23 protein-coding genes and 1 other annotated feature are annotated in these 26,149 nt (G+C 37.2%); of the genes, 4 read left to right on the top strand and 19 right to left on the bottom strand.

All coding sequences use genetic code 11. From position 1 onward, the window contains the following. Nucleotides 1-61: 61 nt before the first annotated feature. From acsn021_RS11025 to acsn021_RS11015, 3 genes are all read right to left on the bottom strand, one after another. Nucleotides 62-1,852, bottom strand: coding sequence for an ABC transporter ATP-binding protein (locus tag acsn021_RS11025; RefSeq protein ID WP_184089576.1), 1,791 nt, complete (start codon nt 1,850-1,852; stop codon nt 62-64). Between the two features lie 147 nt (nt 1,853-1,999). Further along, complete coding sequence (locus acsn021_RS11020) at nt 2,000-3,955, bottom strand: ABC transporter ATP-binding protein (RefSeq protein WP_330601701.1); 1,956 nt, start codon at nt 3,953-3,955, stop codon at nt 2,000-2,002. A 174-nt stretch (nt 3,956-4,129) separates the two neighbouring features. Then, nucleotides 4,130-4,708: a xanthine phosphoribosyltransferase gene (locus acsn021_RS11015; protein ID WP_184089579.1), complete on the bottom strand. Its 579-nt coding sequence runs from the start codon at nt 4,706-4,708 to the stop codon at nt 4,130-4,132. Nucleotides 4,709-5,128: 420 nt separating this feature from the next. Here acsn021_RS11015 and acsn021_RS11010 point away from each other — a divergent pair, with 420 nt between their 5' ends. Further along, nucleotides 5,129-6,814, top strand: a complete 1,686-nt coding sequence (locus acsn021_RS11010; protein ID WP_184089582.1) for a flavin monoamine oxidase family protein — start codon at nt 5,129-5,131, stop codon at nt 6,812-6,814. A 105-nt stretch (nt 6,815-6,919) separates the two neighbouring features. On the opposite strand, the gene trpA is transcribed toward acsn021_RS11010, so the two are convergent. The 9 genes from trpA to acsn021_RS10965 all read right to left on the bottom strand — a co-directional run bounded on the left by trpA (nt 6,920) and on the right by acsn021_RS10965 (nt 16,339). Then, nucleotides 6,920-7,696, bottom strand: a complete 777-nt coding sequence (trpA, locus tag acsn021_RS11005) for a tryptophan synthase subunit alpha (RefSeq protein WP_184089585.1) — start codon at nt 7,694-7,696, stop codon at nt 6,920-6,922. Continuing rightward, nucleotides 7,689-8,873 (bottom strand): tryptophan synthase subunit beta, encoded by a 1,185-nt coding sequence (gene trpB / locus acsn021_RS11000; RefSeq protein ID WP_184089588.1) that lies wholly within the window; start codon nt 8,871-8,873, stop codon nt 7,689-7,691. The genes trpA and trpB overlap by 8 nt, the downstream gene beginning before the upstream one ends. A 154-nt stretch (nt 8,874-9,027) precedes the next feature. Next, entirely contained in the window at nt 9,028-9,639 is a 612-nt protein-coding gene (locus acsn021_RS10995) for a phosphoribosylanthranilate isomerase (RefSeq protein ID WP_184089591.1), read from the bottom strand. A 26-nt stretch (nt 9,640-9,665) separates the two neighbouring features. Then, nucleotides 9,666-10,448 (bottom strand): indole-3-glycerol phosphate synthase TrpC, encoded by a 783-nt coding sequence (gene trpC, locus acsn021_RS10990; protein ID WP_184089594.1) that lies wholly within the window; start codon nt 10,446-10,448, stop codon nt 9,666-9,668. Nucleotides 10,449-10,516: 68 nt separating this feature from the next. Beyond that, the gene (gene trpD, locus acsn021_RS10985; protein WP_184089597.1) at nt 10,517-11,536 is read right to left on the bottom strand and encodes an anthranilate phosphoribosyltransferase; all 1,020 of its coding nucleotides are present in this window, start codon (nt 11,534-11,536) and stop codon (nt 10,517-10,519) included. 148 nt (nt 11,537-11,684) lie between these two features. Beyond that, the gene (locus tag acsn021_RS10980; protein ID WP_184089600.1) at nt 11,685-12,293 is read right to left on the bottom strand and encodes an anthranilate synthase component II; all 609 of its coding nucleotides are present in this window, start codon (nt 12,291-12,293) and stop codon (nt 11,685-11,687) included. Next, nucleotides 12,293-13,747, bottom strand: a complete 1,455-nt coding sequence (trpE, locus tag acsn021_RS10975) for an anthranilate synthase component I (RefSeq protein WP_184089603.1) — start codon at nt 13,745-13,747, stop codon at nt 12,293-12,295. Before trpE ends, acsn021_RS10980 begins: the two co-directional genes overlap by 1 nt. Before the next feature lie 98 nt (nt 13,748-13,845). Further along, nucleotides 13,846-14,093, bottom strand: a binding site (T-box leader). 267 nt (nt 14,094-14,360) lie between these two features. Continuing rightward, the gene (locus tag acsn021_RS10970; RefSeq protein WP_184089606.1) at nt 14,361-14,525 is read right to left on the bottom strand and encodes a hypothetical protein; all 165 of its coding nucleotides are present in this window, start codon (nt 14,523-14,525) and stop codon (nt 14,361-14,363) included. A 62-nt stretch (nt 14,526-14,587) separates the two neighbouring features. Then, nucleotides 14,588-16,339: a methyl-accepting chemotaxis protein gene (locus acsn021_RS10965; RefSeq protein ID WP_184089609.1), complete on the bottom strand. Its 1,752-nt coding sequence runs from the start codon at nt 16,337-16,339 to the stop codon at nt 14,588-14,590. A gap of 420 nt (nt 16,340-16,759) precedes the next feature. Between acsn021_RS10965 and acsn021_RS10960 the strand changes: the two genes are divergently transcribed. Further along, nucleotides 16,760-17,548: a MerR family transcriptional regulator gene (locus acsn021_RS10960; protein WP_184089612.1), complete on the top strand. Its 789-nt coding sequence runs from the start codon at nt 16,760-16,762 to the stop codon at nt 17,546-17,548. Between the two features lie 101 nt (nt 17,549-17,649). On the opposite strand, the gene acsn021_RS10955 is transcribed toward acsn021_RS10960, so the two are convergent. Both acsn021_RS10955 and acsn021_RS10950 read right to left on the bottom strand, forming a co-directional pair. Continuing rightward, nucleotides 17,650-19,638 carry an FAD-dependent oxidoreductase gene (locus tag acsn021_RS10955; protein ID WP_184089615.1) on the bottom strand — a complete coding sequence of 663 codons (1,989 nt, stop codon included), beginning with the start codon at nt 19,636-19,638 and terminating at the stop codon, nt 17,650-17,652. 93 nt (nt 19,639-19,731) lie between these two features. Then, nucleotides 19,732-20,232, bottom strand: a complete 501-nt coding sequence (locus tag acsn021_RS10950; protein WP_184089618.1) for a hypothetical protein — start codon at nt 20,230-20,232, stop codon at nt 19,732-19,734. Nucleotides 20,233-20,650: 418 nt separating this feature from the next. Here acsn021_RS10950 and acsn021_RS10945 point away from each other — a divergent pair, with 418 nt between their 5' ends. Then, a complete protein-coding gene (locus acsn021_RS10945) occupies nt 20,651-21,754 on the top strand; it encodes an aldo/keto reductase (protein WP_184089620.1) in 1,104 nt (367 codons plus the stop codon). A gap of 136 nt (nt 21,755-21,890) precedes the next feature. Here acsn021_RS10945 and acsn021_RS10940 read toward each other — a convergent pair whose 3' ends face one another. Both acsn021_RS10940 and acsn021_RS10935 read right to left on the bottom strand, forming a co-directional pair. Further along, a complete protein-coding gene (locus acsn021_RS10940) occupies nt 21,891-22,724 on the bottom strand; it encodes a patatin-like phospholipase family protein (RefSeq protein WP_184089623.1) in 834 nt (277 codons plus the stop codon). Between the two features lie 34 nt (nt 22,725-22,758). Continuing rightward, nucleotides 22,759-23,391 (bottom strand): SGNH/GDSL hydrolase family protein, encoded by a 633-nt coding sequence (locus tag acsn021_RS10935; RefSeq protein WP_184089626.1) that lies wholly within the window; start codon nt 23,389-23,391, stop codon nt 22,759-22,761. Nucleotides 23,392-23,773: 382 nt separating this feature from the next. On the opposite strand from acsn021_RS10935, the gene acsn021_RS10930 reads away from it, so the two are divergent. Beyond that, a complete protein-coding gene (locus acsn021_RS10930; RefSeq protein WP_184089629.1) occupies nt 23,774-24,313 on the top strand; it encodes a DUF6512 family protein in 540 nt (179 codons plus the stop codon). A gap of 48 nt (nt 24,314-24,361) precedes the next feature. Here acsn021_RS10930 and acsn021_RS10925 read toward each other — a convergent pair whose 3' ends face one another. From acsn021_RS10925 to acsn021_RS10915, 3 genes are read right to left on the bottom strand one after another with little or no spacing between them, the layout of a single operon-like run. Then, complete coding sequence (locus acsn021_RS10925) at nt 24,362-25,327, bottom strand: AraC family transcriptional regulator (RefSeq protein WP_184090075.1); 966 nt, start codon at nt 25,325-25,327, stop codon at nt 24,362-24,364. Beyond that, entirely contained in the window at nt 25,317-25,763 is a 447-nt protein-coding gene (locus tag acsn021_RS10920; protein WP_184089632.1) for a EutP/PduV family microcompartment system protein, read from the bottom strand. The genes acsn021_RS10925 and acsn021_RS10920 overlap by 11 nt, the downstream gene beginning before the upstream one ends. Next, entirely contained in the window at nt 25,760-26,146 is a 387-nt protein-coding gene (locus acsn021_RS10915; RefSeq protein ID WP_184089635.1) for a BMC domain-containing protein, read from the bottom strand. Before acsn021_RS10915 ends, acsn021_RS10920 begins: the two co-directional genes overlap by 4 nt. Between the last annotated feature and the right edge of the window lie 3 nt (nt 26,147-26,149).

Below are 26,149 nucleotides of genomic sequence, written 5' to 3'. Positions count from 1 at the left end.
TTTTACTAAGAAACTACAAAATAAGCAAGTAGAAATTACAGGTTATCATAAAATATTCCATTTATTCAAACTGTGAAGAATATAGTTTGTAATAAAAGCCTTGTCGTTCCATTAATTCCTTATGGTTTCCCTGTTCAATGACATTCCCTTGGTCTACTACCAGAATTAAATCAGCATTTTGAATCGTTGACAGCCGGTGGGCAATTACAAAGCAGGTTTTATCAGCCATCAATTTTCTCATGGCAGCCTGAATCTGTATTTCGGTTCTTGTATCTACATTAGAGGTAGCTTCGTCTAGGATAAGTATTTTAGCATCCATTAACATGGCTCTCGCTATAGTCAAAAGCTGTTTCTGGCCTTTTGACATATTCATACCGTCTTCACTTAAGATAGTGTGGTATCCTTCTGGCAGTTTTTTTATGAAAGAATGAATTTTTGCTGCTTTTGCTGCTTCCACCACTTCTTCCATGGTAGCATTCTCTTTTCCGTAAGCAATATTTTCAAAAATTGTTCCATGAAAAACCCAGGTATCCTGTAATACCATAGTATAAGCCTGCCGCAAACTCTTGCGGGTAACTTCGCTGATATTCTGATTATTTATCTGTATATTTCCCTGATTCACATCATAAAAGCGCATTAACAGATTAATGATGGTGGTTTTGCCAGCACCTGTGGGACCCACAATAGCAATAAGGTTACCTTCCTTTGCTTCCATGTTGAGATTTTTGATAATCATTTTATCCTGACTATAACCAAAAGTAACATGATTTAGCGTTACACAGCCTTTCACGTCGGTTAGCTCTTTGGCATCCGGTATGTCTTTCATTTCCGGCTCTTCATCCATTATTTTAAATACTCGTTCTGCCGCTGCCGCCGCTGACTGTAATTCACTGACAATATTAGCAGCTTCATTGATAGGACCGGAAAATTTCCTGGAATATAGTACAAAGGCTGATATGTTGCCTAAAGTCATCTTCCCAAACAGGTATAGCAGTGCACCGAATACTGTTACCAGAGACAGTGACAAGTTATTTATAAAGTTAACCGTTGGTCCAACGATACTGCCGTAGTAATCAGCATCATAATAAGCCTCTACGGCTTCTTTGTTAATACTATCAAACTTATCCGTTACCACTTGCTCTCTTGCATAGGCTTTGATAGTCTTCTGACCGGACACCATCTCTTCAACAAAACCATTCAACTGTCCAAGTTTTTCGGAACGTTTGCGAAATAATGGTCTGACTCTGCCGGACATATATTTGGTGTAGCCTATAGACAGAGGGATGGTAATTAGCATAACTAATACGAGTATCGGAGATATCATTATCATCATTATGAAGGAACCTACGACTGTTATGACACTGGCAAATATTTGTACAACATCTGTTGACAAAGAGGTGCTTATTGTATCTATGTCATAGGATATTCTGCTGATAATATCTCCGGATTGCCTGGTATCATAATAACCCACTGGAAGTTCCACCAGTTTCTCAAATATATCTTCCCGCATTTGTCTGGTTACTTTCTGACTGATTTTTAACATTAGTATAGAGAGTATATACGATAGTATGGAGGATAGCAGGTAGAAAAGAATCATCCATGCCCCGTAATAAAAAACCTTATCAAACATTACAGCTCCTTTGCCGGGCTCAATGGCATCCACGGCATAACCAGATAACATAGGTCCGATTAGGGCAAATAGGTTGCTGGTTATAGTTAAAACTATAGCTACTATAATTCTCCATTTATCCTGATAAAGATATTTTGAAAGTCTTTTTAGAACTGATTTGGTATCTCTTGGTTTTTCTATGTTGGATTTCTTTTTTGTTTTATTTGATTTTATAGCACCCATTCAAAACACCTCCATGGTACCCATTCGTTGTAAATAGTTGTTCACACTTCCAAACATACCGCCATGCGGCACAAACAATCAATGAAGAAGCCTACGTTCTTTGAGCTTCTTACGGTGTGAAACTTAGAATTTCTTTTCACACGAACTCTAGGCATTACCCATTTGCGACTGGTAAATCTCCTGATAGACTTCACAGGATTCCAGCAATTGGTCGTGGGTTCCGTAGCCTATCATTTTACCGTCTTCTAGAACTAATATGTGATCCATATGCATAATGGAACTGATTCTCTGCGCAACCATAAGTATCGTAGTATCACTGTAATGACGTTTTATAGCCTGCCTTAAACTAGAATCTGTTTTGTAATCTAAGGCACTTGAGGAATCATCAAGAATTAGTATTTCAGGTTTTCCTGCTAAGGCTCTGGCGACCAAGAGTCTTTGCTTTTGACCACCGCTTAAATTTGCACCTTTAATCGCCACTGGGTATTCAAACCGGATAGCTTTATTATTTATTGTATCTTTAGTAGATATGGTATCCTTATTAGCTGAAAAATCAACAGGATTAGCAGTCACAGCATGTATTGGGAGGGCTTCTGTACATTCTACAGGTGTATCCCCAATACCAAGCTGCTCTATGTATTCCTTTGCCTGTGCATCTTCTGCTGCTTGAACTATTTGAGGAAAAGGAAGTCCTCTGCTTAAATCAATATTACCTTTCACTGTATCAGCAAAAATGGTATCATTTTGGAATACTACACCAAATTTCTTTCGTAAATTATTAAGGGGAATCGTTCTAATATCTTTTGAATTAATGTATATAGCTCCTTCAGATACATCATAGTAGCGCATTAATAAATTAATTAATGTAGTTTTACCTGAACCGGTAGAACCGATAATCCCTAAAGATTCACGTGGCTTAATCTTAATATTAATATCTTCTACACATGTAGACGATTCCGCTTCGCCGGCCTTATCGCTTACTACAGCAATAGAATCACTTGGAACAGCGGTCTTTTTTGTCTGATTATATTCAAATGATACCTGTTTGAATTCTATATGTAAATTTACTTCTTCCTTACTAGCCGGATATGTTTCTTCCGTATAAAGCTTTAAGTCCTCTTCTGCGCATAAAACTTCGGATATACGCCCAGCAGAAGCACTTGCCTTTGATAAGGTTATAAAAATACGGGTAACCATAAGCATAGCATTTAAAATCATTGTAAAATAGGACAGGAATGCAACAATCTTACCTACCTCAGACGCCCCGCTGTTGACACGGTAAGCACCTACAATGACTACAAGAGTAAGTCCAACATTAAGCAAGAGATTCATAGTCGGATTAATAATTGCCATAGTGGCCCCGGCTTTAAATTCACGGTCAACGACCTCCTCATTTCCTTTGGAAAAACGTCTTTTTTCGTGGCTGGTTTTAGAAAGTGCCTTTATTACACGTATACCGCTTATATTTTCCCTTACAATACGTATCATTGTATCTGCTGCTGCTTGGCTTTTAGAGTACATAGGAATTCCTTTTTTAGAAACCAAATAGACAGCAATAGCTAGTAAAGGTAGAATTGCAATCAAAACCAGGGTTAAAACAGGCTCTAGGGTGGCGGTAATAATAATTCCGCCAATGAGGATAATGGGTGCCCTGACCCCTAAGCGCTGCATCATACCAACCATCTGATGTATATTATAAGTGTCAGAGGTCATTCTTGAGATAAGGGAGGGGATAGTATATTGGTCGACTTGAGCGCCGGATAACTGCTCTATCTTCCAGAATAAGTCGTGGCGAAGTCTTTCGACGGTATCACCTGCTACTCTGGAAGCCATACGATTGGCTATGACATTCATTGCTCGCGCACCTACTGACAAAAATAGCATGACTAAGCCCCAGTATAAGATTAATTTCACTTCTGACAAAGGTATTACATCATCTATAATATAGGCTAATACCCAAGGTAATCCTAGATCCATAAAGGTACCGCCAACTTTAATGATAAAACCAATTGTCATACGAAAACTATATGGTTTTAGGTATTTTATTATATTTTTCATAATTATTCCCATCTGCTTGCTTCGGCACATACTTAATTGATGCACACACTACTCCTGGTACATGCCGATGTATTTTATATAGTTATGTTGCTTCCATTACAAAGATCATATTCATATGGATTACTTTGGATTTATCAATAAAATGCATTTTTAAACGAAAGAGCATAAAGAATCCGCTCGAGTATGGATGCCTACTCTTGCGGATTAGCGCTTTATATATTAATTGCGAAAAGTAATGCTTCCGTCATCAGCGTTCATGGCATCTACAATTGCAAGTGATTCCAGCCTTACACCCATAGAACGAATTAGTTCTCCACCATTTTGGAATCCTTTTTCAACAACAATTCCAATACCTTCGACAGTCGCACCTGCACTGCGGACCAATTCAATTAATCCCGCCAAGGCACATCCATTGGCAAGAAAATCATCTATTATTAAAACTCTGTCTTCGGGATTTAAGAATTTTTTAGATACTATGACATCATAAGTTTTTTTATGAGTAAAGGATTCGATTTTAGTAGAGTAGACAGCACCGTCAATGTTAATACTTTGTGCTTTCTTTGCAAATACTACCGGTGAATTAAAGTACTGAGCTGTAATACAGGCAATTCCGATTCCTGAGGCTTCTATGGTTAATATCTTATTTATATTGTAATCAGCAAAGATTCTTTTGAATTCCTTTCCGATTTCATTAAATAATTCAATGTCCATCTGATGATTTAGGAAACTGTCAACCTTTAATACATTCCCGCTTTTAACATTTCCGTCTTTTAATATTCTCTCCTGTAGTAATTTCATGTTAGCAACCTTTCTTTTTGTTCATTTTACCATACTGTTTACAAAACCTCTCTTTCATTGCATATACAGGTAATTACGAAACAATCATATATAGTGATGGTCTTTAATTTTGTGAGATTTCCCTACTTCTAAACATAGAGTTTCGTAATAGCTTAAGTGAAAACTAGTATATATGTATCATCCGGTTTTGTACTATAAAATTAATGTTAACTAAATTATACATGATTAACATAATGATTACAATTCTTTTTCGGAATTTTTATAAATAACCGTAATCGTTTTCTACCTATTATAGTAAACCTAGGAATGAATATTTATAATATTGCATGGGGGTATTGTATAACCTTTTTATTGGTTAAAGATAGTATATTTTTACATTATCTAAAATACATTACAACATAGATAGAGAGAAGGTTTATAATGGTACTACAACTTAACCCCAGCAATCCTATGAATCCTACAGATACGGAACGGTATCAGATGTTGCAAAATGCATTAGCAAGAACTGGGCGTTCGGAAGATTTTCAAAACATCATCCAGCTTTTAAACCCACCAGAAGATATTACAAATTATGCCTCCTACGGTGATTTTAAGGATTTAAAAATTGCGATTATCGGAGGAGGACTTGCCGGAATGTCAGCCGCTTTTGAGCTTCGTAAACTTGGTGCAGATATAACTATCTATGAAGCTTCTGAGGAAAGAATCGGGGGACGTGTCTATACTTACTATTTTGATAAGGATAAAAAATATTATGGTGAATTCGGCCCCATGCGGATACCTGTTTCACATGGAACGACATGGCACTATATCAATTTATTTCACCTCATTACGGTTCCTCTTACATCTCCTTTTTCTAACAACTTTCTCTATGTTCATAATACAAGGATTCGAAGAGAGCCGACAGGAGAGATAACAAAATACATATACCCTTTATATAACATGACAGCGGATGAGCGTAATTTACCCTGGACAGAGCTTAATGAGTATGCCTTCTCTGCTGCTCTAAACGGTCTCTCACCAGATGTTAGACGTGAATTATTACAGATTCTTCCTGCCTATTCCCCGGAATATGCCGGCTATATTAATCTTAGTAACCGTCAAATGCTTGAAATGTTAGGACTTAGTCAGGATACGATAACCTTATTAGCCAGTGTTGATCCGTTGACAGGGGGATTATTAAATACAAGCTATAGTGAAACCTTGCAAGAGGAATATTCGCTGGATTATATAAATACATATCGTATCTCTGGTGGAATGATACACCTTCCATTGGCTTTTTACGAATCTTTAACGAATAAATCACCGAAGGAATATAACCAGCCGACTGATACAATCGGTACAATAGACTTTAAACTAGGGACAGTAATAAATGGAATATATCAGCCAGAGAATGGGAAATCTGTTTTATTAAAGGCAGAAGGTAAAAATAATAAAGAAGAGTTACAGGAATATGATTATGTCATATGTTCCATACCTTTTTCAACCTTACGACTGGTAGATATTAAGCCTTTCTTTACCAATCAAAAGATGCAGGCTATTCGTGAATTGAATTATGTGGATTCATTAAAAGCAGCTTTCTTATGTAAAAAGCGGTTTTGGGAAGAGAACGCTGAATATGGTAATATGAACGGGGGGATTTCTTTTACAGATTTACCTATACAATCCATTATATATCCGGCTGATCATTTCTACTGTTCGGAGCTGAATCCCTGCCAGCCATCAGAGCCGGGTGTACTGATGGCTGCTTATAATCTGCATCTGGATTCTATAAGAGTTGGAAACCAGGATGAAAAGAGGCGATTTAGATCCATTAAACGGGAGGTTGAAGAGGTTCACGGCTTACCGGAAGGATATTTAAACTCCATAGTAGCTGAGCATAAGATATTGGAATGGAATCATGAATACTGGGCCAGAGGGGCTTTTGTAGCGGAACTGCCGGGGCAAAAGATTAATTTTGCCTATACTGTTCAGGAACCGGAATATAATAACAGGCTTTTTTTTGCAGGAGAACACACCTCAACAAAGCATGGGTGGATGCAAGGTTCTTTATACAGCGGAATGCAAGCTGCTAATATGCTGGCATATTATAGAACCAGAAGTACTTAATAGAGTACATATTGCGAAAATAAAAACAGTAGCAAATATTAATCATCTCATTAAAGTTTACTACTGTTCTTTCTTTGTAAAAGTTTCGATTTTTAAGCTATTATATCATGCATTACGAACAGCCTCTTTCATTGCCTTTACATAATCGCTTACATAGGAAAGACTGTCTTTTCCATGCTGGGCAATTATTTTTACTATGGCACTTCCTACAATAGCTCCATCCGAAGCCTTTGCAAATTTAGCCGCCTGGTCAGGGGTAGAGATACCAAATCCTACTGCACAAGGGGTTGTGGTTACTTCTCTGACAAGGCTTATCATAGAATCTACATCTGTGTTTATTTCTGAACGCACACCAGTTACACCTAAGGAGGATACACAATAAATAAACCCTTTTGCATCTTTTGCTATCATTTTAATACGCTCATTAGAGGTTGGTGCGATTAAGGTAATTAAATCAATTCCATAGCGTAAGCAGTCCGGTTCTAATTCATCCTTTTCTTCATAGGGAAGGTCTGGTATTATAATGCCGTCAATACCGCTTTCTTTACATTTTGACATAAATCTATCCTTTCCATATGTATAAATAGGATTAATATAGGTCAAAAATACGAGAGGAACTTTAACCTTCTGCCGCACTTTGGCTATTAAATCAAATAATGTATCAGTAGTGCAACCGGAGGATAAAGCCCGTTCATTAGCCTCCTGTATTACGGCTCCTTCTGCAATAGGGTCAGAAAAAGGAATACCGATTTCAATTAAATCAGCGCCTGCTTCTTCCATAGCATAAATTAATTGCTCTGTTGTTTCTAGATCAGGGTCTCCGCCTGTGACGAAGGCAATAAAAGCTTTACCCTTTTGGAATGCAGTTTGAATTCTACTCATATATGTTTACCCCCCTGTATCTTGCGATGGCTGCCACATCTTTGTCTCCCCGGCCGGATACATTGATTACAATAATTGCATCCTTCTTAAGGGTTGGTGCCAATTTTGTTGCATAGGCTATTGCATGGGCACTTTCAATTGCAGGAATGATTCCTTCTGTCCTGGAAAGATATTCGAAAGCTTTCACAGCCTCTTCATCTGTTACCGGAACATAGCTAGCTCTACCTGTTTCATACAGCATAGCATGCTCTGGTCCTATGCCAGGATAGTCAAGTCCGGCAGAAATAGAATATACCGGAGCAATCTGTCCATATTCATCCTGGCAGAAGATAGATTTCATTCCATGAAAAATCCCTTCACTGCCATTAGCAATGGTAGCTGCATTTTTAGGAGTGTTTATACCAAGCCCTGCTGCTTCACAGCCAATTAACCGGACAGAAGGGTCTTCTATAAACTCATAAAAGGCTCCCATCGCATTACTTCCACCACCAACGCAGGCAATAATGGCATCCGGCAGTCTTCCTTCTGCTTCTAATATCTGTTCCTTTATTTCTTTACTTATAATCTTTTGAAAGTCTCGCACAATGGTCGGAAAGGGATGGGGCCCCATAACTGATCCTAATACATATAAGGTATCGTCCACTCTTTTAGTCCATTCTCTCATGGTTTCATTGACAGCATCCTTTAAGGTCATAGTTCCGCTGGTAACTGGATGCACTTTTGCACCAAGAAGTTCCATACGAAATACGTTTAATGCTTGCCTGTCCGTATCCTCTTTTCCCATAAAAACTTCACAGGTAAGTCCCATTAGTGCAGCCGCGGTAGCTGTAGCGACGCCATGCTGTCCGGCACCAGTTTCTGCAATAACTCTAGTTTTGCCCATTTTTTTTGCTAGCAGAACCTGACCTAATACATTATTTATCTTATGGGATCCGGTATGGTTTAAATCTTCTCTTTTTAGATATATCTTAGCACCACCTAAATCCGCTGTCATTTTATTTGCATAATACAATCTTGAGGGCCTGCCGGCATAGTTTTTGTATAAGTCCTCTAATTCCATATTAAACTGGGCATCATTTTTATAGTAGTCGTAAGCCTTTTCTACTTCCTGTACCGCATTCATTAAGGTTTCGGGGATATATTGCCCGCCGTATTGTCCGAATCGTCCTTTTTTCATTTTTAGCTCCCATCTGCGACCTTGGGTCGCGTACGAATAAGGGGTTGAATGTCTTTTATTCAACCTTATACCCATTGCATGCCACAAATCAATAGGTTGAAAAATCCTTGTGCGGCATCTTTTCTTTGAACTTCTGCTTAAAAAATTAATAAAATTATAAACCTTTAACGATTTTAATTACCTCTCGTATTTTTTCTTCATCTTTAGCTCCTTCTGTTTCTACACCACTGCTGATATCAATACAATAAGGTCTGCAATCCGAAATAGCCTCCTTTATATTTTCTGCATTCAGTCCTCCGGCTAAGAAGAAGGCTCTGTAATCCTTGGGAATAAGGCTTCGGTTAAAAGATATACCACTGCCGCCATACTGATTCTTATGATAAGTATCCAGCAATAAATAAGCAGAGGGAAAGTTTTTTACACTAAGTAATTGTTTTTGAGATTGTACTCTAATTGCTTTGATAACAGGAGCATTCAAGGTTTCGTTTAATTCATGAATATAAGTCAAATCTTCATCACCGTGGAGTTGTATCATATCAATAATATTTTCTTTATATAGCTCCTGTATAAAAGCAATGGGAGCATTTACGAATACTCCAACAGACCGGATATCAGAAGATAAATTTTTTCTTAGAAGGCGTGCTGTAGCTAAATCAATTTTACGCTTGCTTTCAGCAAAAACAAAACCGATATAATCCGGCATATATTTATTCACTGCCTGAATATCTTTAAGCGTTTTTAATCCGCATATTTTGATTTTAGTCATAAATAACCTCAACTTTTATAAATAGTCTATAGGAGTTCTCTTAAAGCATCTAGCATTCTCTTTTTATCAGAACTTCTCATAAGGGTCTCACCAATTAAAGTGCCGTCAATCCCGGCAGTTTGGAGATTTTTAATATCCTGAGAGGTTTTTATTCCGCTTTCTGCGATACATATTAGATGTTCCGGTATATGCTTTCTTAAACGGATGCTGTTGTGAATATCAACTTCAAAGGTCTTTAAATTCCGGTTATTGACACCTATTATCCTGGCACCGGCACGGACTGCCGCATACGCTTCCTTTTCATCATGTACCTCTACTAAAGCAGAAAGTCCTAAAGTATCACATAAGCTGATGTATTCTTTTACGGTTTCTTCTGCTAACAAGGAGCATATTAATAGAATACAGTCTGCGCCAATAATTTTTGACTGATAGATTTGATAGGGTTCCAGTATAAAATCCTTTCGGAGTACTGGAATTGTTACCTTTTTCTTTATTTGTGTAAGGTAACAATCCTTTCCAAGAAAAAAATCCGGCTCTGTTAATACAGAGATGCCGCTCGCTCCAGCCGATTCATATTCCATTGCAATCTGGATGTAAGGAAAATCATCTGCTATTATACCTTTTGAAGGAGAAGCTTTTTTTACTTCACATATGAAATGCATATTTTTGTTTGAAAAAGCTTTCTCAAAGGGAAAGCTAGTGTCTACAGGAAATTCTTTAGCCTGCTTTATTATTTCAGGCAGAGAGATAGTAGCTTTTTCCCTTTGAATCCGCAGTTTAGTAGCTTCTGCTATTTTATCCAGTATCATAACGACCTACTCCTATCTAGTTTCTTAATATTATTACGTTCTTTTATTTAATAGGATTAAAACACATTTTACTCATTTTTAAGTTGGTTTGTCAGTTTTACAAATTGCTCCAACTGCAACGCGGCCCTATTACTGTCTATTGCCTCTTTTGCGAGAGCAAGGGCTTCTTTTAAGGTTATATTATCTTTCACAATATAGATAGAAGCGGCGGCGTTTAACAAAACCGCATCGCGTTTTGGTCCTTTTTCACCTCTTAAGATGGCTTTAGTAATTTCAGCGTTTTCTAAAGGACCACCGCCGGTTAAGTCATTGTTATAACACCTTGTAAGTCCAAGCTGCTCCGGTTCCAGTACATAGGAGGTAAGTTTTCCGTCACGAATTTCACAGCATACAGTAGGGGCACTTAATGATATTTCATCTAGACCATCCTTCCCATAAACTACCATCGCTCTTTTTACTCCCAGATTAGCAAGTACTTTAGCAAGAGGCTCAACCAAAGTTTCATCATATACACCCAGCAGCTGCATATTTGCTCCGGCAGGGTTAGCAAGGGGACCTAAAATGTTAAAAATCGTTCGAATGCCTAGTTCTCTTCTTACAGGTGCAACATATTTCATTGCTGTATGGTAAGTCTGGGCAAACATAAAGCATAATCCGATTTCTTTCAGTATCTCCGCACTCTGTGCCGGGCTAATCATGATATTTACGCCAAGTGCTTCTAGGACATCTGCCGCACCGCATTTTGAGGATACACTTCTGTTACCGTGTTTTGCTACCGGGATGCCTGTTGCTGATACAACTAAGGCGGCCGTAGTAGAAATATTAAATGTAAAAGCCTCATCACCGCCGGTACCTACAATTTCTAGCACATCCATGTTATGAAGCAGGCGGGTACAGTGCTTTCGCATTCCTGCTGCACTGGCTGAAATTTCATCAATGGTTTCACCTTTCATACGAAGTCCGGTAAGATATGCACCCATGTGAATTCCAGAGGCTTCACCGCTCATTATTTCGTCCATAACACCTTCTGCCATTTCATAAGATAAGTTTTCCTTATTGGTAAGTTTATAAATTGCTTCCTTTATCATATTAAACTCCCATCTGTGTACTTTGTACACATAAAATCAAGATGTTGAAAAACATTCTATGGTTTTTCAACCTAACTCCCATCTGTGTACTTTGTACACATAATATCAAGATGTTGGTCAGCCTTACACTATATTGGTTTTCCTATTGCTATATTGAATTCATTTGCAAGAAATTTTCCATCATAACCTTACCGTCAGGGGTTAAAACGGATTCTGGATGAAACTGTAAGCCATATATAGGATATTCTTTATGTTTAACAGCCATTATGTCACCATCTGCTGCCCTGGCGATTACAGATAGTTCTTCTGGCATACTATCTGGTTTTGCAGCAAGAGAATGATACCTTCCTACTAAAACTTTTTCTGGTAATCCTCTAAATATACTACTAGTAGTATCAAGTTGTATGAGACTTTGTTTGCCGTGCATTAAGGTAGAGGCATAAGTAATTACGCAACCGAAGACTTCACAGATGCCCTGATGTCCAAGACAAACTCCAAGTATAGGTATTTTGCCTGCTAATGCTGCTATAACTGCTTCGCATACACCTGCTTCGGAGGGACGCCCTGGTCCCGGTGATAATATAATATGGGAAGGGTTCAAGGCTTTTATATCTTCCACACTTAATTCATCATTGCGCACAACTTTAATGGGTTCGGCAGTTGTAAGGTTTTTTTCTGCCTTCTCTTTACAGATACTACCGACTAGCTGTACCAGATTGTATGAAAAACTGTCATAATTATCAATTAGTACTATCATTATTCTGTCACCTCACTTGCTTTTCTAATTGCCTCCATCACAGCGCCGGCTTTACTTGCACATTCTTCGTATTCCTTTTCTGCAATGCTGTCAGCAACAATACCTGCTCCAGCCTGAACGTAGACTTTACCCTCTTTTTTCACAGCGGTACGGATGGCAATACATACATCTAGATTTCCTGAAAAGTCCAGGTAACCAATAGCACCACCATATATCCCCCGGGCGCTGGGTTCTAATTCATCAATAATCTCACATGCCCTAAATTTCGGTGCACCAGATAAGGTTCCGGCGGGAAGCAGTGCACTTATGGTATCACAGCCATCCTTACTATCTTCTAATTCACCGGTTACAACGGAGGCAATATGCATGACTTTTGAAAAACGGTGTATTTTCATATAATCCTCAACCTTGACACTGGAATATTTTGCGATTCTCCCAACATCATTTCTTGCCAGGTCTACCAACATATTGTGTTCAGATAGTTCTTTCGCATCTGCCATTAAATCCTTTTCAAGCTCCAAGTCCTCATCGGCATCTTTCCCCCTGGGTCTAGTACCGGCTACCGGAAAGGTTGTAAGCTTTTTGTCTTCCAGCTTAATCATGGTTTCAGGAGAAGCACCGGCAATCTGGATCTCCCCGCATTGCATGAAGTACATATAAGGTGAAGGGTTGGTGGTTCTTAAAATTCTATATGCATTGAATAGACTGGAGTGATACGCAGCTTCAAATCTTCTGGAAATTACTGCTTGAAAGATATCCCCTTCTCTTATGTATCGCCTTGTTCTTTCAACCATACCCAAATAAGATTCCATAGAGGTATTACATGTAAAATCAGGTGTCTCCATAACCGCTTCAAAAGGTAAAGGTTTGCCTTTATAAATTAATTCTATAATACCGTCAATTTCTTCTAAGGCTTTATCATATCCTGTTTTACCCTCTTCTGCTTTGTAATTTGCAATTACAATAATTTTTTGTTTTAAGTGGTCAAATACAATTACTTTGTCAAACAACATTAGGTCAAAATCATGAAAATCACTGGATTTTAGCTTTAACTTTGGCTCAGTATAGCCAATCATCTCATAGGAAAAATAACCAACTAAGCCACCAGTAAAGGTTGGAAGTGTTTGTATTCTAGGTGCCTTATATTCTGTCAAAAGACTACGCAGGGCACAAAACGGCGGCTGTGAGATTTTACGTTCAATTCCCTCTTTCTGTATTGTAACCTCACCATTTTTACAATAAGTCCGCAGCAAGGGGTTATAGCCTAAAAAGGAATATCTTCCCCATTTCTCTCCGCCTTCCACACTTTCCAGCAGATAGTAATTATTATCTGCATTAGCTAATTTCCTCAGTAATTGGATTGGTGTAATAAAGTCAGATAAGATTTCTTTACATACCGGAATTAAGTTGTAACCTTTTTCGTAAATTTTAAGTTCATTATAACTTTGGGTCATAAATATCCTCCTTTGCCTTTATATTTATAATTATTATTGATAATTTAATACCATATAACATGTAAAAATATACGAAAAAAAAGCTTTTATCCCTAAATCTAAGGGACAAAAGCTTCTAACTTCTGCGATACCACCCAAATTGATGTCTTACGACACCCACTCTGTTTGTATACTATCATATACACCCTGCTGATAACGGATAGGGTACCCGTTGACATCTACTTCCTTACGGTTTCAAGCCACCCTCACAAGTCCATTCAGTAAATTCATTCTTATCACCCTTCCACCATCAGGCGACTCTCTGTAAAGTATTCCTTTACTTACTTCTCTTGCTCATCGGTTTTATTTTTAAATTGAATTAAGTATATTCTTTCTCACATAAATTGTCAATAGATATTTTAAAAAAATTTCATATATACTTATAAATATTCATAATAACTCTCGTCGGTGCGTCCCCAGTGCTAATAGCAGTAATGCTATCTGCGCTTGGACACGTACAAATCAAGTTGTTACAAAAGTTTTAGCAGTGGCATTACCATCAAGTACGTTGACACTATGTATACCGCAACATGTCTTGCGGTACCATACAATAGAATGGCGGAAATAGATAATTCTAGATTTGCTTTTTTTGACCTAACAGTGCTAAGCGGCTCCATATATCACTGAAACAGCCGTCTGCAAACACCTGATCTAGAAATACATATAATACATAGGCAGTTAGAACCAAAAATTTCTTTCTGGCATTCCATTTCATAAACCATTTTATAAATCGTATCATGAACAGACCTCCCTGTTTTTTATTATTATATTCTGTATTTCTTAATTTGTCTATTTAATCCATCAAATGTTTTTAAAAATGATAACTGCCTGATTTAGGTTTTCTACTGATTGTGTGCTGTCTCTTAAAGCATCTTGGAACAATTCCACGTCCTTAAACAAGTTTTCACTGTTTCCGGCAACCGTCTGCACATTGTTAGAGCTTTCATTTATTATAGTTGCCACACCGTCGATTGAACGCATAATCTCATACATAGTTTTTTCCAGCTGTTCTGCAGTGTCCTTGAATTCGCTCATAATCTGATCAACTGTCTGGGCATCCCGGTCATACTTTACTCCGGTCTCTACCATTTCGGTATAATCATTCATAACTCTGGATTCAACAAATTCAAGCATACGGTTCGAATCTGCTGCCAACTCACGAACAGCATCAATTACTGAGTTGCTAATCTTTTGTATCTGGTTAGCGGTTTCTCTGGAACGAGCTGCTAAGTGTCCGATTTCTCCGGCTACTACGGCAAAGCCTTTTCCCTGTTCTCCTGCTCTGGCAGCTTCAATGGCAGCATTCAGAGCGAGCAGATTTGTCTGGGCGGTAATATCCAGGATAGTATCTGTCAGCATATTAATTTCTTCAACCTCTTTTGACTTTTCTATGGTTACCTTCACATTTTGACCGATATCCTGTAACATATATTTAGTTGAATCCTGAGCTTCTACAGAAGTTTGTCTTAATTCTGCTGCACGGGCACTGATTTCATCTGCCAAAGTGACCCCTTTATCTGCTTTATTTGTAATTATATGGATGAGCTGTGTTACATCCGAGGTAGAAACATTTACTTCTTCAATATTTGCGGCTGTCTCCTCCATGCCTGCTGACATTTCTTCCATAGATGCTGAATTATCAGCCACATTATCAATCACTTTGCTGATGCCGGTTTCAAATATCTGAAAGTTTTTCTTTAAGTCTTGAGATACAAAATGTATATCAGATATTGTTTTTTGCAATTTAGCCATAAAACTATTGATACCCTGTACAAGTTCTCCGATCTCATCATTCGCTTCAACGTTTATACGTTTTGTTAAATCGCCCTGGCCTTCTTCAATATCCTGTGTTATTGATTGCAGTGCTTTCTTAGCTCGTATGGTTGGCTTCACTAGATTAGCATGTATGAAGAGCCATACAACTATAGTAATGGTTAAAGTGAGTACAAAACTTAACACGATAATTACCATTGCAGCATTCTTGTCTGTATTAAGACTTGCTAATAAATTATTGGCCAACGACTTATTGTACGTATTTAGATTTCTTAATTTTTCATACATTCTTATGGTAATAGGCTCCATTTCGGACATAAACATACTATAGGCCTGCTGGCCATTACCAGCATCCGTCATTTGTATGCCTTCCACCAGTTTACCATAGTACTCATCATATTCCTTCAGCAATTCTGCAATAGCTTCTGTATTTTCTGTATTCTTCATACTTTCTTGTAATTGTAATATAGAGCTTCTAGCCTGTTCCGAACAAGAATCAATAATTGCCTTATACTGTTCTCTCACAGCGGTATTCTCTGTTAAGTAATATTTCGCAGCAACTCCATCCATAGATAAAGTAAACGTATAAGCATCACTGTACGCGATTAAATCTCCGATATTATCTCTGGTTATGATATCAGCAGTTTTCTGAGCCTTTTGTAAATAAATATCACTCATTATTTGAGAAGCAATTGAAATGATAAAAATCATCATGATAGAAAGTACTATTTTCTGGGAAATTTTAAGACTTTGTAGAAAGTTTTTTTTCTTTGTTTTCATAAGTTTTATAAATTCCATATCAAAACGACTAAACGAAATGATACAGCCACAATTGGTTGAAAGAATGTAAGTGGCATCCTTTCTAAGTTTTTTCCTTCAACCTTTCAGTCATGCAGGGTGCGGTTTCGTCTCCCCATACAAATCCAGTAACACTGCCGTGCTGGCAGCCTGTATAACATAAAAAGATTCGTAAAATATAGTAAAATTATAGCAATTTAAAGAGTATAAGTAAAGCATATTTGGGTGATTGGGACATATTTCCTACTTATTCGTTAAAGTTCGACAAACTTTAGTTATAGATAGGTTTTATGTTCATTCACAAAATCTATGCAAGTTGGAATTCCTCTTACAAGCCTTGACATACTTAGTTTTCTCCCTTATATTGGTAGTATTTAATAAAATATTACAAAGGATAATCTTATGAAATATAAAATTAGTGAAGTCAAGCGTATTTTAAATATCAGTGAGGATACCTTACGATATTTTGATAACAAAAAAATTATTAAAACGATACGGGATAAAAATAACAACTATCGATATTTTAAATCAGAAGATATTAATAAAATCTTCGCTTATAAAATGTACCGTTCTTTATTATTTACCATGAGTGATGCAGACCTACTGATATCCGGCAAACCCATTGACATGCTTGAAGAAAAGTTGTCAGACCAACTTGAGGTAATTCATAAGGAACAGGAATATTTAATGCGGGCTAAGGAACACATTAAGCAGTTAAACATAAAAATAAACAAATGGAGGAAACTTAAAGGCGGTTTTGAAATAACAGAATCACCCAATTGCTACTACCACCAAAACCAGACAGCTGCCTGCTTTATAAGTGAGGAGGAGGTGTTTGAAAGTACCCATCAATGCCTTAATCACCTACCGGATATATGGCCTTGTTTTAACTACGATAACACACAAGGACAATCCAGTCCAGAGTTTAGCTTTGGATATGGTTTTTACACGAATCAGCCTGCACCTATAAAAGGTCTGCTTCATCTACCTCCTGCAAAATGCCTTTATACCATGTTTATTCTGGAAAGTAATTTATCTGAGTACCTTCCAGAGCTTTTACGGAAAGCAGAGGCATATTGCTTGGAGCATGGTTACAAGTTAAAAGGAACCATGCATGGCAGTATTCTGCATGAGATGAAGGAAGCAGACCGGACTAAAAGATTATTTGACGTATATATTCCTTTTATTTAAGTATATTAATTTTTTAATAGATAATTAGGTAAAGTGCTAAGGGCAATCTAACAAATAATAATAGTTATCTCTTCTGGTAACTATTATTTTGTTCGGAATCACTATTCTGTGAATAGATCAATCTTAACGTCCAGTGCATTTTCCGTTGCGTTCGCTCCGGCAAGTCTTCCTGAATTATAAGCCCAACCTTGTGCAGCACCCTCAATGGTATGGGCGTAATGGTCTGAGTATATTCCACCGGCATCTGCACCTGCGGCATAAAGATTTGCTATAGGGGTATAACCGTTTTCTGGATCGTCTTGTACGACTTGGAAGTCGGAATTAATCCGAATACCGCCTACAGTACAAAGATTATTTACGGTTACTTTAAAAGCATAATAAGGTCCTTCGGTCAAGGGATACATATGCTTGCCATCCTTACCATACAGACTGTCAATACCTTTCATTGCATCTGCATTATATTTGTCCATAGTCTCTTTCAAGGTTTCTTTATCTATGTTTAATTTTTTAGCCAAATCATCAAGACTATCCGCTTTCACCACATATCCTGCTTTTACCATTTTGTCAACAATTTCTGTTAAATTACTCCAACCACTGTCCATAGGAGTAATTTCAGGCATTGGACCCATGGCAATTTTGTCACGCATTCCTGCTGCTCTTGCTCCTTTTGTTTCCAAGGTCTTTAATAATTTATCATTGTATACGAAGTATGCAAAATTTCCCTGTGCAATGACGGAGTTACTGGATAAAGCTCTGTCATATACAATATCTTCATTGGCAAACCGGACGCCGCTGCCGTTTATCCAAGGTATAATGGGCATATAGGCAACCGAACTAGTGGCTTGGTATAATTCCATAAATTCATAATCACCTTCTACTTTACCATTTCCTTCTACTGCAAAGGTATGGGCTACCATAGCAGATAGACCTCTGGACGCTGCTCCAATATCCCACGCCATTTTAATACCGTCACCAACATTAGAATTATAGCCTGCCGCATTAACAGAGACACCATTTAAAGCGTCTTTAATCATTTCAGAATCTCCGACAAAACCACCAGAGGCAATAATAACTGATTTAGCAGTAATCTTAAGAGTAGAACCATCTTTTGCAACAGCTGTGACTCCAATAACTTTATTACCCTCGGTTATTACGCTCTTAGCAGGAGTTTCATAATAAACTTCTGCACTGTAATCCTTTACTATCTTATCAAGCATAGCACCTAATTGTGAAGATGTTTTAGTATAGTCGTCGTATTTATGATATCCGTTTGTTCCCTCTTGATGGCTCTGCTGCACCGCTTCTTCTGTTTTGTGAAAGATGACACCATGTTCTTCTAGCCAATCAGCTGTAGTATGGGATAAAGACAAGAATTGTTTTACCAGACTTGCATCGGCAAGCCAGTCCATTTCTGCCATCCATTCCTTAAATATGTAATCTGTATCAACTGCTTTCTGACCTAAAGCTCTGGCTTTTGCACTGTCTGCAGCGAAAAAGCCACCGCCATTTGCAGTTGTTCCGCCAGGAATTGCAGTCTTTTCCAACACGATAACCTTCGCACCATGTTCGGCAGACGTTACAGCAGCTGCAACACCTGTACCACCGGCACCGATAACCACCACATCAGCAGTCAGTTCTACTGTTTTACCCTCATTTTCTTTAGTAATAGCAGCTTTTAGAGCTTTAAGGTCGCCGCCTGCCTGTTTAAGTGCATCTTCAACTGCATTTAAGAAAGCCTCGGAAGTTACCGTGGCGCCGCTTACTGCATCGAGACCGATGGACTGTTTGGTCAGGATATCCTGAGTCAGGTTTTCAATGGCAGTATCTCCAATGCCTTCTGTCTCAGAAGATTCCAATACTTTAATGCTTTCGATACTCATGTCATTAACAATTACTTCCACCTTGATTAGACCATTTCGTCCATCAGCCTGCCCCGTATAAGTCCCAGCTTTAAAGGCAGTAGTAACTTCCTTACCGGTACTCTGTTCCGCAGAATTATTAACTGGTTTTTCTTTCTTTTTGTCTGCGCATCCGGCTAAACCAAATGCCAAAACAAAGGACAACAAAACTACAAAAACTCTTTTCATCATACGTAAAACCTCCTCATTTTGATAAAAAGAGTATATACCCTGTAGTAGCTACAGGGTCAAGAAATTTGTCATATTTTTAACAATATATACTTGTTATGAATCTGCTTTCAGCCTATTCTTATCATATACAGGTTCAAAATCTGCCGTATCAGCGCATACGATTCCTTCCCATTTGTCTAGTATTTTACTCATGACCATTCGCAGATTATAAAAATTGCCTTTTTGTAAGGTTATAGTGTAAATGGTTTGTATCTTTCTGCTTTCAATGAAAGCCTTATCCAAGGGATCCTTAAAAGGCGTTGTAAAGTGTTCAAAGTCAATAGAAAATTTACCTGCTAGTTCTACCTGTAAGACACCCATATCTTCCCACAAGTCGAGTTCTGTATAGCCAGCTTCTTCTAGGCAGGCAGCAATATCACTAATTTTTACATCCGTTGTTGACATATAAAACCAGTCAGATTGTTCTGCCTGTGTTTGCTTTATCGCAGCTGGTTTTTTAGTCCCTATATTTTTAGTAGTATAACTTTTATTATTTTTAGAGTTATTATCTTGGGCTTTATTTATGTGATTGTTTTTAATACCAAATGGTTTCAAATTGGTTCCTCCATATAGCCGCTGTTAGGCAGTTGTATTCGTTCATTATTTCTAGACATTTTCTTTTGGAATATCTCTTAAAAATGATACTATCCTTATTATACTACATTTCTCCAAAAAGAAAAGAAGACTTACAGGTATAAATTTTTATTGAGGTTAGGATTTATTATGTGTTATACTTAATAGGATAGATTACCAAGTATTATGGTGAGAATTGTGAAAGAAAATTTATAAAAATGGAATGACACGTATTAAATCTTTCACATATTTTTATTGTGGTAATAACACAGTATATTCAGATGTGTTATGCAATGGATTAAGTTGAAAAACTAATACTTTTTTCAACATATTGATTTGTAAGTGTGCAATTACAGATAGCACTAGGGCTATTAACTAAGGCACACAGATAGGAGCTAAAATGTATTATAAACACTACGGAAACACTAATATGAAAGTATCCGCTATCGGTATGGGCTGTATGCGCTATGATGCGGAAGATGTAAAGGCAGAAAATTTAGAAAAATGTGCTGAGATTGCCCTATATGCTCATGAAAAGGGCATTAATTATTTTGACACTGCACCCTTTTATTGTGAAGATAAAAGTGAAATTATAACAGGAATGGCATTATCACAGCTGCCAAGGGATAGTTATTTTATTTCTTCCAAAACAAATATGGGTACGGTAGGGGGTGACCATACGGCTGAAGATTTTAGACGTAGACTAGAGACAAGTTTAAGCAGATTAAAGGTGGACTATTTGGACTTTTATCATCTTTGGTGTGTTCTTAGTATGGACTCCTTCTCAAAACAGTGTGATGCATTATATCGTTTTTTTGAAGATGCAAAAGCAGATGGTCTGATACGAAATATCGTCTTTTCTTCACATATGCAAGGCACAGAGCTTGAGGATGCTGTAGAACAGGATTTATTTAAGGGCATGTTAATTGGTTATAATGCCTTGAATTACCGTTTCCGCCAATCCGGTATTGAAGCAGCACATAAAAAAGGAATGGGTGTCGTGGTTATGAATCCTCTCGGTGGGGGCTTAATACCGAATAATCCTGAGACGTTCCGTTATCTGACAGAAGGAACCGACCTCACCGTTCCTCAGGCAGCATTAAATTTCGTAGCTTCTCATAAGGAAATAACTATTACCTTGGCAGGATGTACAACAAAAGAACATATAGATGATGCCTGTCGCGCGGTGGAGAATTTAAAAGAGCGTCCAGCTAGAGAAATCTATGAAGAATATGAACATAAGGGAGTTGCCCTAAATAACCTGTGTACTGGTTGTGCTTACTGCAAGCACTGTCCCAAAAATATAGACATACCAAAGTTCATGGATGCCTATAATGAAAAGTTGTTAGGAAATAAGATGGAAAACCGCCTAAAAAATCACTGGCATATACCTGCTTCTCAAGCTGCTGAATGTATTAAGTGCGGTAAATGTGAAAGATTATGTACACAACATCTGCCTATTATTGAACGATTGGATGAAATTGCAACAACTTGCGCTTCATAAAAGAACGCTGCAAAAGCATATAACCCAGCCTTAAACCAGAGAGTAGTGGGTGTTGATGAACCCTTTACAAAGTAAGATATGCTTTGTAAAGGGTTCATCCATACCATAATGTCTGAGACCATTTCAGAAATCAGTCTTAAAACAATTGTTTAATCCGTTCCATCTCTCTTACAGCAAGGTTATATCCTGATTGGTAATTTTTTTGGATAACTTCTGTATTTTTCTCAAAACTGTTTAACGGATATTCCGGTCTTATGATGATTGCTTTACCTGCTCTTTCCAACTCCTCACAAAAAGCAATCGTATCGTTATATACTTGATGTCTGTTCTTAATAATCTTCTCTAACTCCGGGTATTTTCGACGTATCAAGCGGATAACCAAATCATTTTCCCGTCCATACTCTTTTCTGTAATCGGAAGGTCTAGTTAGCACAATCAGATTTTTTTCATTACCATCGGCAATGGATTTTTGAATCGGAATAGGGTCAGCAAGTCCACCATCATAATATTTTTCATTTTGCCATTCAATGGCAGGAAAAAACAAAGGAATAGCACAGGTTGCACGAAGCATGGTAAAGGGTGTATCTGTAGTTAGTCCATTTAAATATTCGCTTTTTCCTGTTCTGGCATTGGTAACGCCAACTAAGACTTCTCCTTTGTGATTTCGGAAAGTATTCCAATCAAAGGGATATAATTTATTAGGTATTTCATCATATATGAAATCAAGCCCAAACAGGCTTCTGCATTTTATAAAATTTCTTCTACTGATATAGCGTTTATCATTCCTATGGTTTATAAGGATTTTGAGATTTCTTTCCTTTTGTTTTGATATATAGGAAAAACCATTGCTAATACCCGCGGATACGCCAATACAATAAGGGAACATAATTCCATAGTCCAGCAAGGCATCCATTACCCCAGCACTAAAGATGGGGCGAAAAGTACCTCCTTCAAGAATTAGTCCTGGCATTTCAATCATCTCCCAACATTCTGAATTTAACTTACTAGCTTAAAGCTTTTATATATTCCTGCGCAATTATATTATGACCGATAGGGCTTGGATGAACGCCATCACCAGCTATTTCTACACAAGTATATTGCTCTACTTCCGCCTTAGCAAAAATTCCATCCATAGGAAGGTAGTAATCGGCGTACTCCTTAGCCAGCTCTCTTACAACATGGATTTTAGGGTCTAAATCTTCTCTCCAGGTTCTACGATCTAGTAAGGAATATAATACAAAGGGTTCGATCAGCATTAGCTTGCAATCAGGTAAATCTTTTTTTACTTTTTCTAATAAGATCCTGTAGTTATCAGCAAAGTCTTTTGTACTGGTAGGGTCATTGTTGTCATATCTTCTCCAAGTATCGTTGATTCCGATAAGAATAGATAGAAAGTCCGGCTTTATGGCTTTAAAATCGTTGTCATAGCGGTTGAGTAGATCTGTTACACGATTTCCAGAGATTCCTTTATTAATAAAAGTTACTCCATGGTCCTGATATAAGGTATTATAAAGTTCTGCTATAACCTTTGGATACCCTCCTCCTAAAGAGGTCAAATCATTTCTGTCTCTTCCGCAATCTGTTATACTGTCACCCTGAAATAAGACAACTTCACCTTTTTTGAAAATTTTTTTCATTATGTCCACTTACTATGTACCACAGTATTTTAGCCTGCAATACAACCACTAACTTTTATGTGAAAGAATTAACATGTGGCATCCTTTCTTATTATTTTCCTTCACAATTTTTTATAACTTTTAAATTAATTATAGCAGATACTTCCATTTACGACAATTTAATTTTCTACAAAAGCCTTGCATGTTAAGAAACAAACTGTGTTGAACCAGAACAAATAATGCAAGGGGGTATAAAAATGGTGTTCTATGAATAAACTCCCATAGGTGTACATTTGTAAACATACTAATAAAGATGTTGAAAAAAGGGTTTACTTTTGACGAGGATTTTTACATTGAATAAAAAAAGCTGATTCGCAGACAATAATTCTAAGGATGGTGAAATATGTATAAAAAATTAGTGTATTATGAGCTGGCAGGTTTTATTTTGGTTTTAATATTTGGTACGTTGCTGCATTTTGTGTTTGAATGGTCTGGCAGAAATTTTTTGGTGGCTTTTTTTAGTCCTGTAAATGAAAGTGTTTGGGAACATCTAAAGCTTTTATTTATGCCGTTTTTGGTTTTTTCATTTATTGAGTATTTTATACTTTGCAAAAAATTTAAAAGCTTTATTCCGGCAAAAGCAACAGGTATTGTTATAGGATTGTGTTCTATTATTAGCTTGTCTTATACTTTTACTGGCATAATAGGAACACATGTATTAGCGATAGATATAGGAATATTCGTAGTTAGTACGCTTATAACTTATACAATAAGTTATTGTATGATTAAAAACTGGAATGTAGACGGTATTTTGTTAAATTCACTCGGATTATTGGTTATTACTCTTCTTTTTCTTATATTTATGATATTTACCTTTTATCCGCCTGTAAATAATCTGTTTCAGGATCCCAACACATTATCTTACGGACTGGATGAAAAATAAATACCATAATAAGTACCAAACACTGGAATTTTTCTAAAGAATATAACATTAAGAAAGCCCGGCACGGTATTTTCTCGGCGTCATATTATATTTTTCTTTAAATACTCGGTGAAAGTAACTGGTATTATCATAACCCACAGCAGCGATAATATCAGTTACGGGAAGTTTAGTATTAGTCAAAAGTTCTACTGCTTTATTAAAACGCTTCATTTGAAGTAATTCTTTATAAGTATAACCGGTATTACGCTTTACGGTTTTACTAAGCAGGTACACAGACTGGTTTAACTCACCAGCCAGACGAGTCAGACTGGCATCTTTATAATTTTCCTCTATATAACGGAGAACGGATATGGTAATAAAGTTATCGTATGGGTCGTTATCTGTTTTCTCAATTTTATCCGTATAATTTAAGAGCTGTAAAAATAGCAATCCCATAGTTGTCTGATTTATTTTCCTGTTATTAGGCTGCTTATTCATTAATGACCATATCATATTTTCAATCAAGTTTTGAATTGGTAGAATATCTGCCACTTTAAAGTGTAGATAACTGGACTTCTTCGTATCCTGTCTTAAAGAGTCTACGATAAAATCTTTTAACATGTTTTCTCCGCTAATCATATCAAAGGCAACATCAAAAAATTCCGGCAAAACGATAAAGTTAATAGCAATATCCTTTTCTCCTGCCGGTAATATTTCCTGATATGCATTTTGGTTTAAAAACAACAAATCTCCTGCCCTTAGTATGACCTGGCTTGCATCATTAATAACATGAGTCGTACTACCGGTGCACATATAGATAATTTCTACATAATTGTGTTTATGCTTGGGAAAATGAGTAAAACGAGTATGGGTTCTTACATCAATCAATTTTCCTTTTTCAAGCATCTTTTTACTGTCTATGACAAATTCCTTTTTGGTGGTATATAATGTCTTCTCTACGGAATTTTTACCGGATAGTATTATTTCCTCTTCCTTTGTAATCTTTTCTAACTTACGAAGTAAATCAGGATGGATTTCTCTCACCGCCTTTGGTTAAATAATCAATTAGTTCCTCTATTCCTTCTCGAGTATAAGAACTTACAAAAAATATCTTTTCACAACCTGCCAGTTTAAGCCATTCCTTGGCTTGCTCGGGTCTTCCCTCTGGATGGTCGATTTGAGTAACGATTCCGATAACCTCTCGGTTTACAAGACTTACAATATTCGGACTAAACAGGGAATACTCTTCTGTTGCACTAAGGAGCAAACCTACAACATCAGCTTCATAGGCATAAAGTGCCAAAGCCCCTGCAAGTGCTTTGTTTTCTGCATATTCCCCGGGAGTATCTATAATCAGGTCATAATAATTCATTGATTGGGTTTTTTCGTATTGCAGACGTTCGCCCTTTAAGGCTTGTGTTAGAGTAGTTTTACCACATTCGCTTCTGCCCATTAAAATTATTTTTTTCATGTTCTGGTAATATCACACACTGTAAATTTTAATTTTTCCTCTGTGTAATCCAAAACTGCTTTTAAGGAAGTTTCCACTTCTGATACACTTCCTGTTACAATCAGAGTACCGCTGAACCGGTCTACGAAGCCAATTTCAGCACCAGAGGTTTTAATGGCAATATCACCTGCAATGATGGCCGTTTCGCTAGGACTCATGGTAATAATGCCAATGGCTCCTTTAGAATAGTCTATTTCAGGATTTAATCCTAACTTTTTATATAAAACCTTATCCGGGTTTGCAATAACATGGGCAATGGTTATTTGCTTACCGGGTACGATTTCTTGTATAATCCGCATTTTACTGTCATTTGTTAATAGGTTTTGTATATTTAAATCCTGCATATT

This window comes from Anaerocolumna cellulosilytica, assembly GCF_014218335.1.
Taxonomy (GTDB): Bacteria; Bacillota; Clostridia; order Lachnospirales; family Lachnospiraceae; genus Anaerocolumna; species Anaerocolumna cellulosilytica.
The sequence above is the reverse complement of the archived record's forward strand: the minus strand, read 5'-3'. Positions and strand labels throughout refer to the sequence as shown.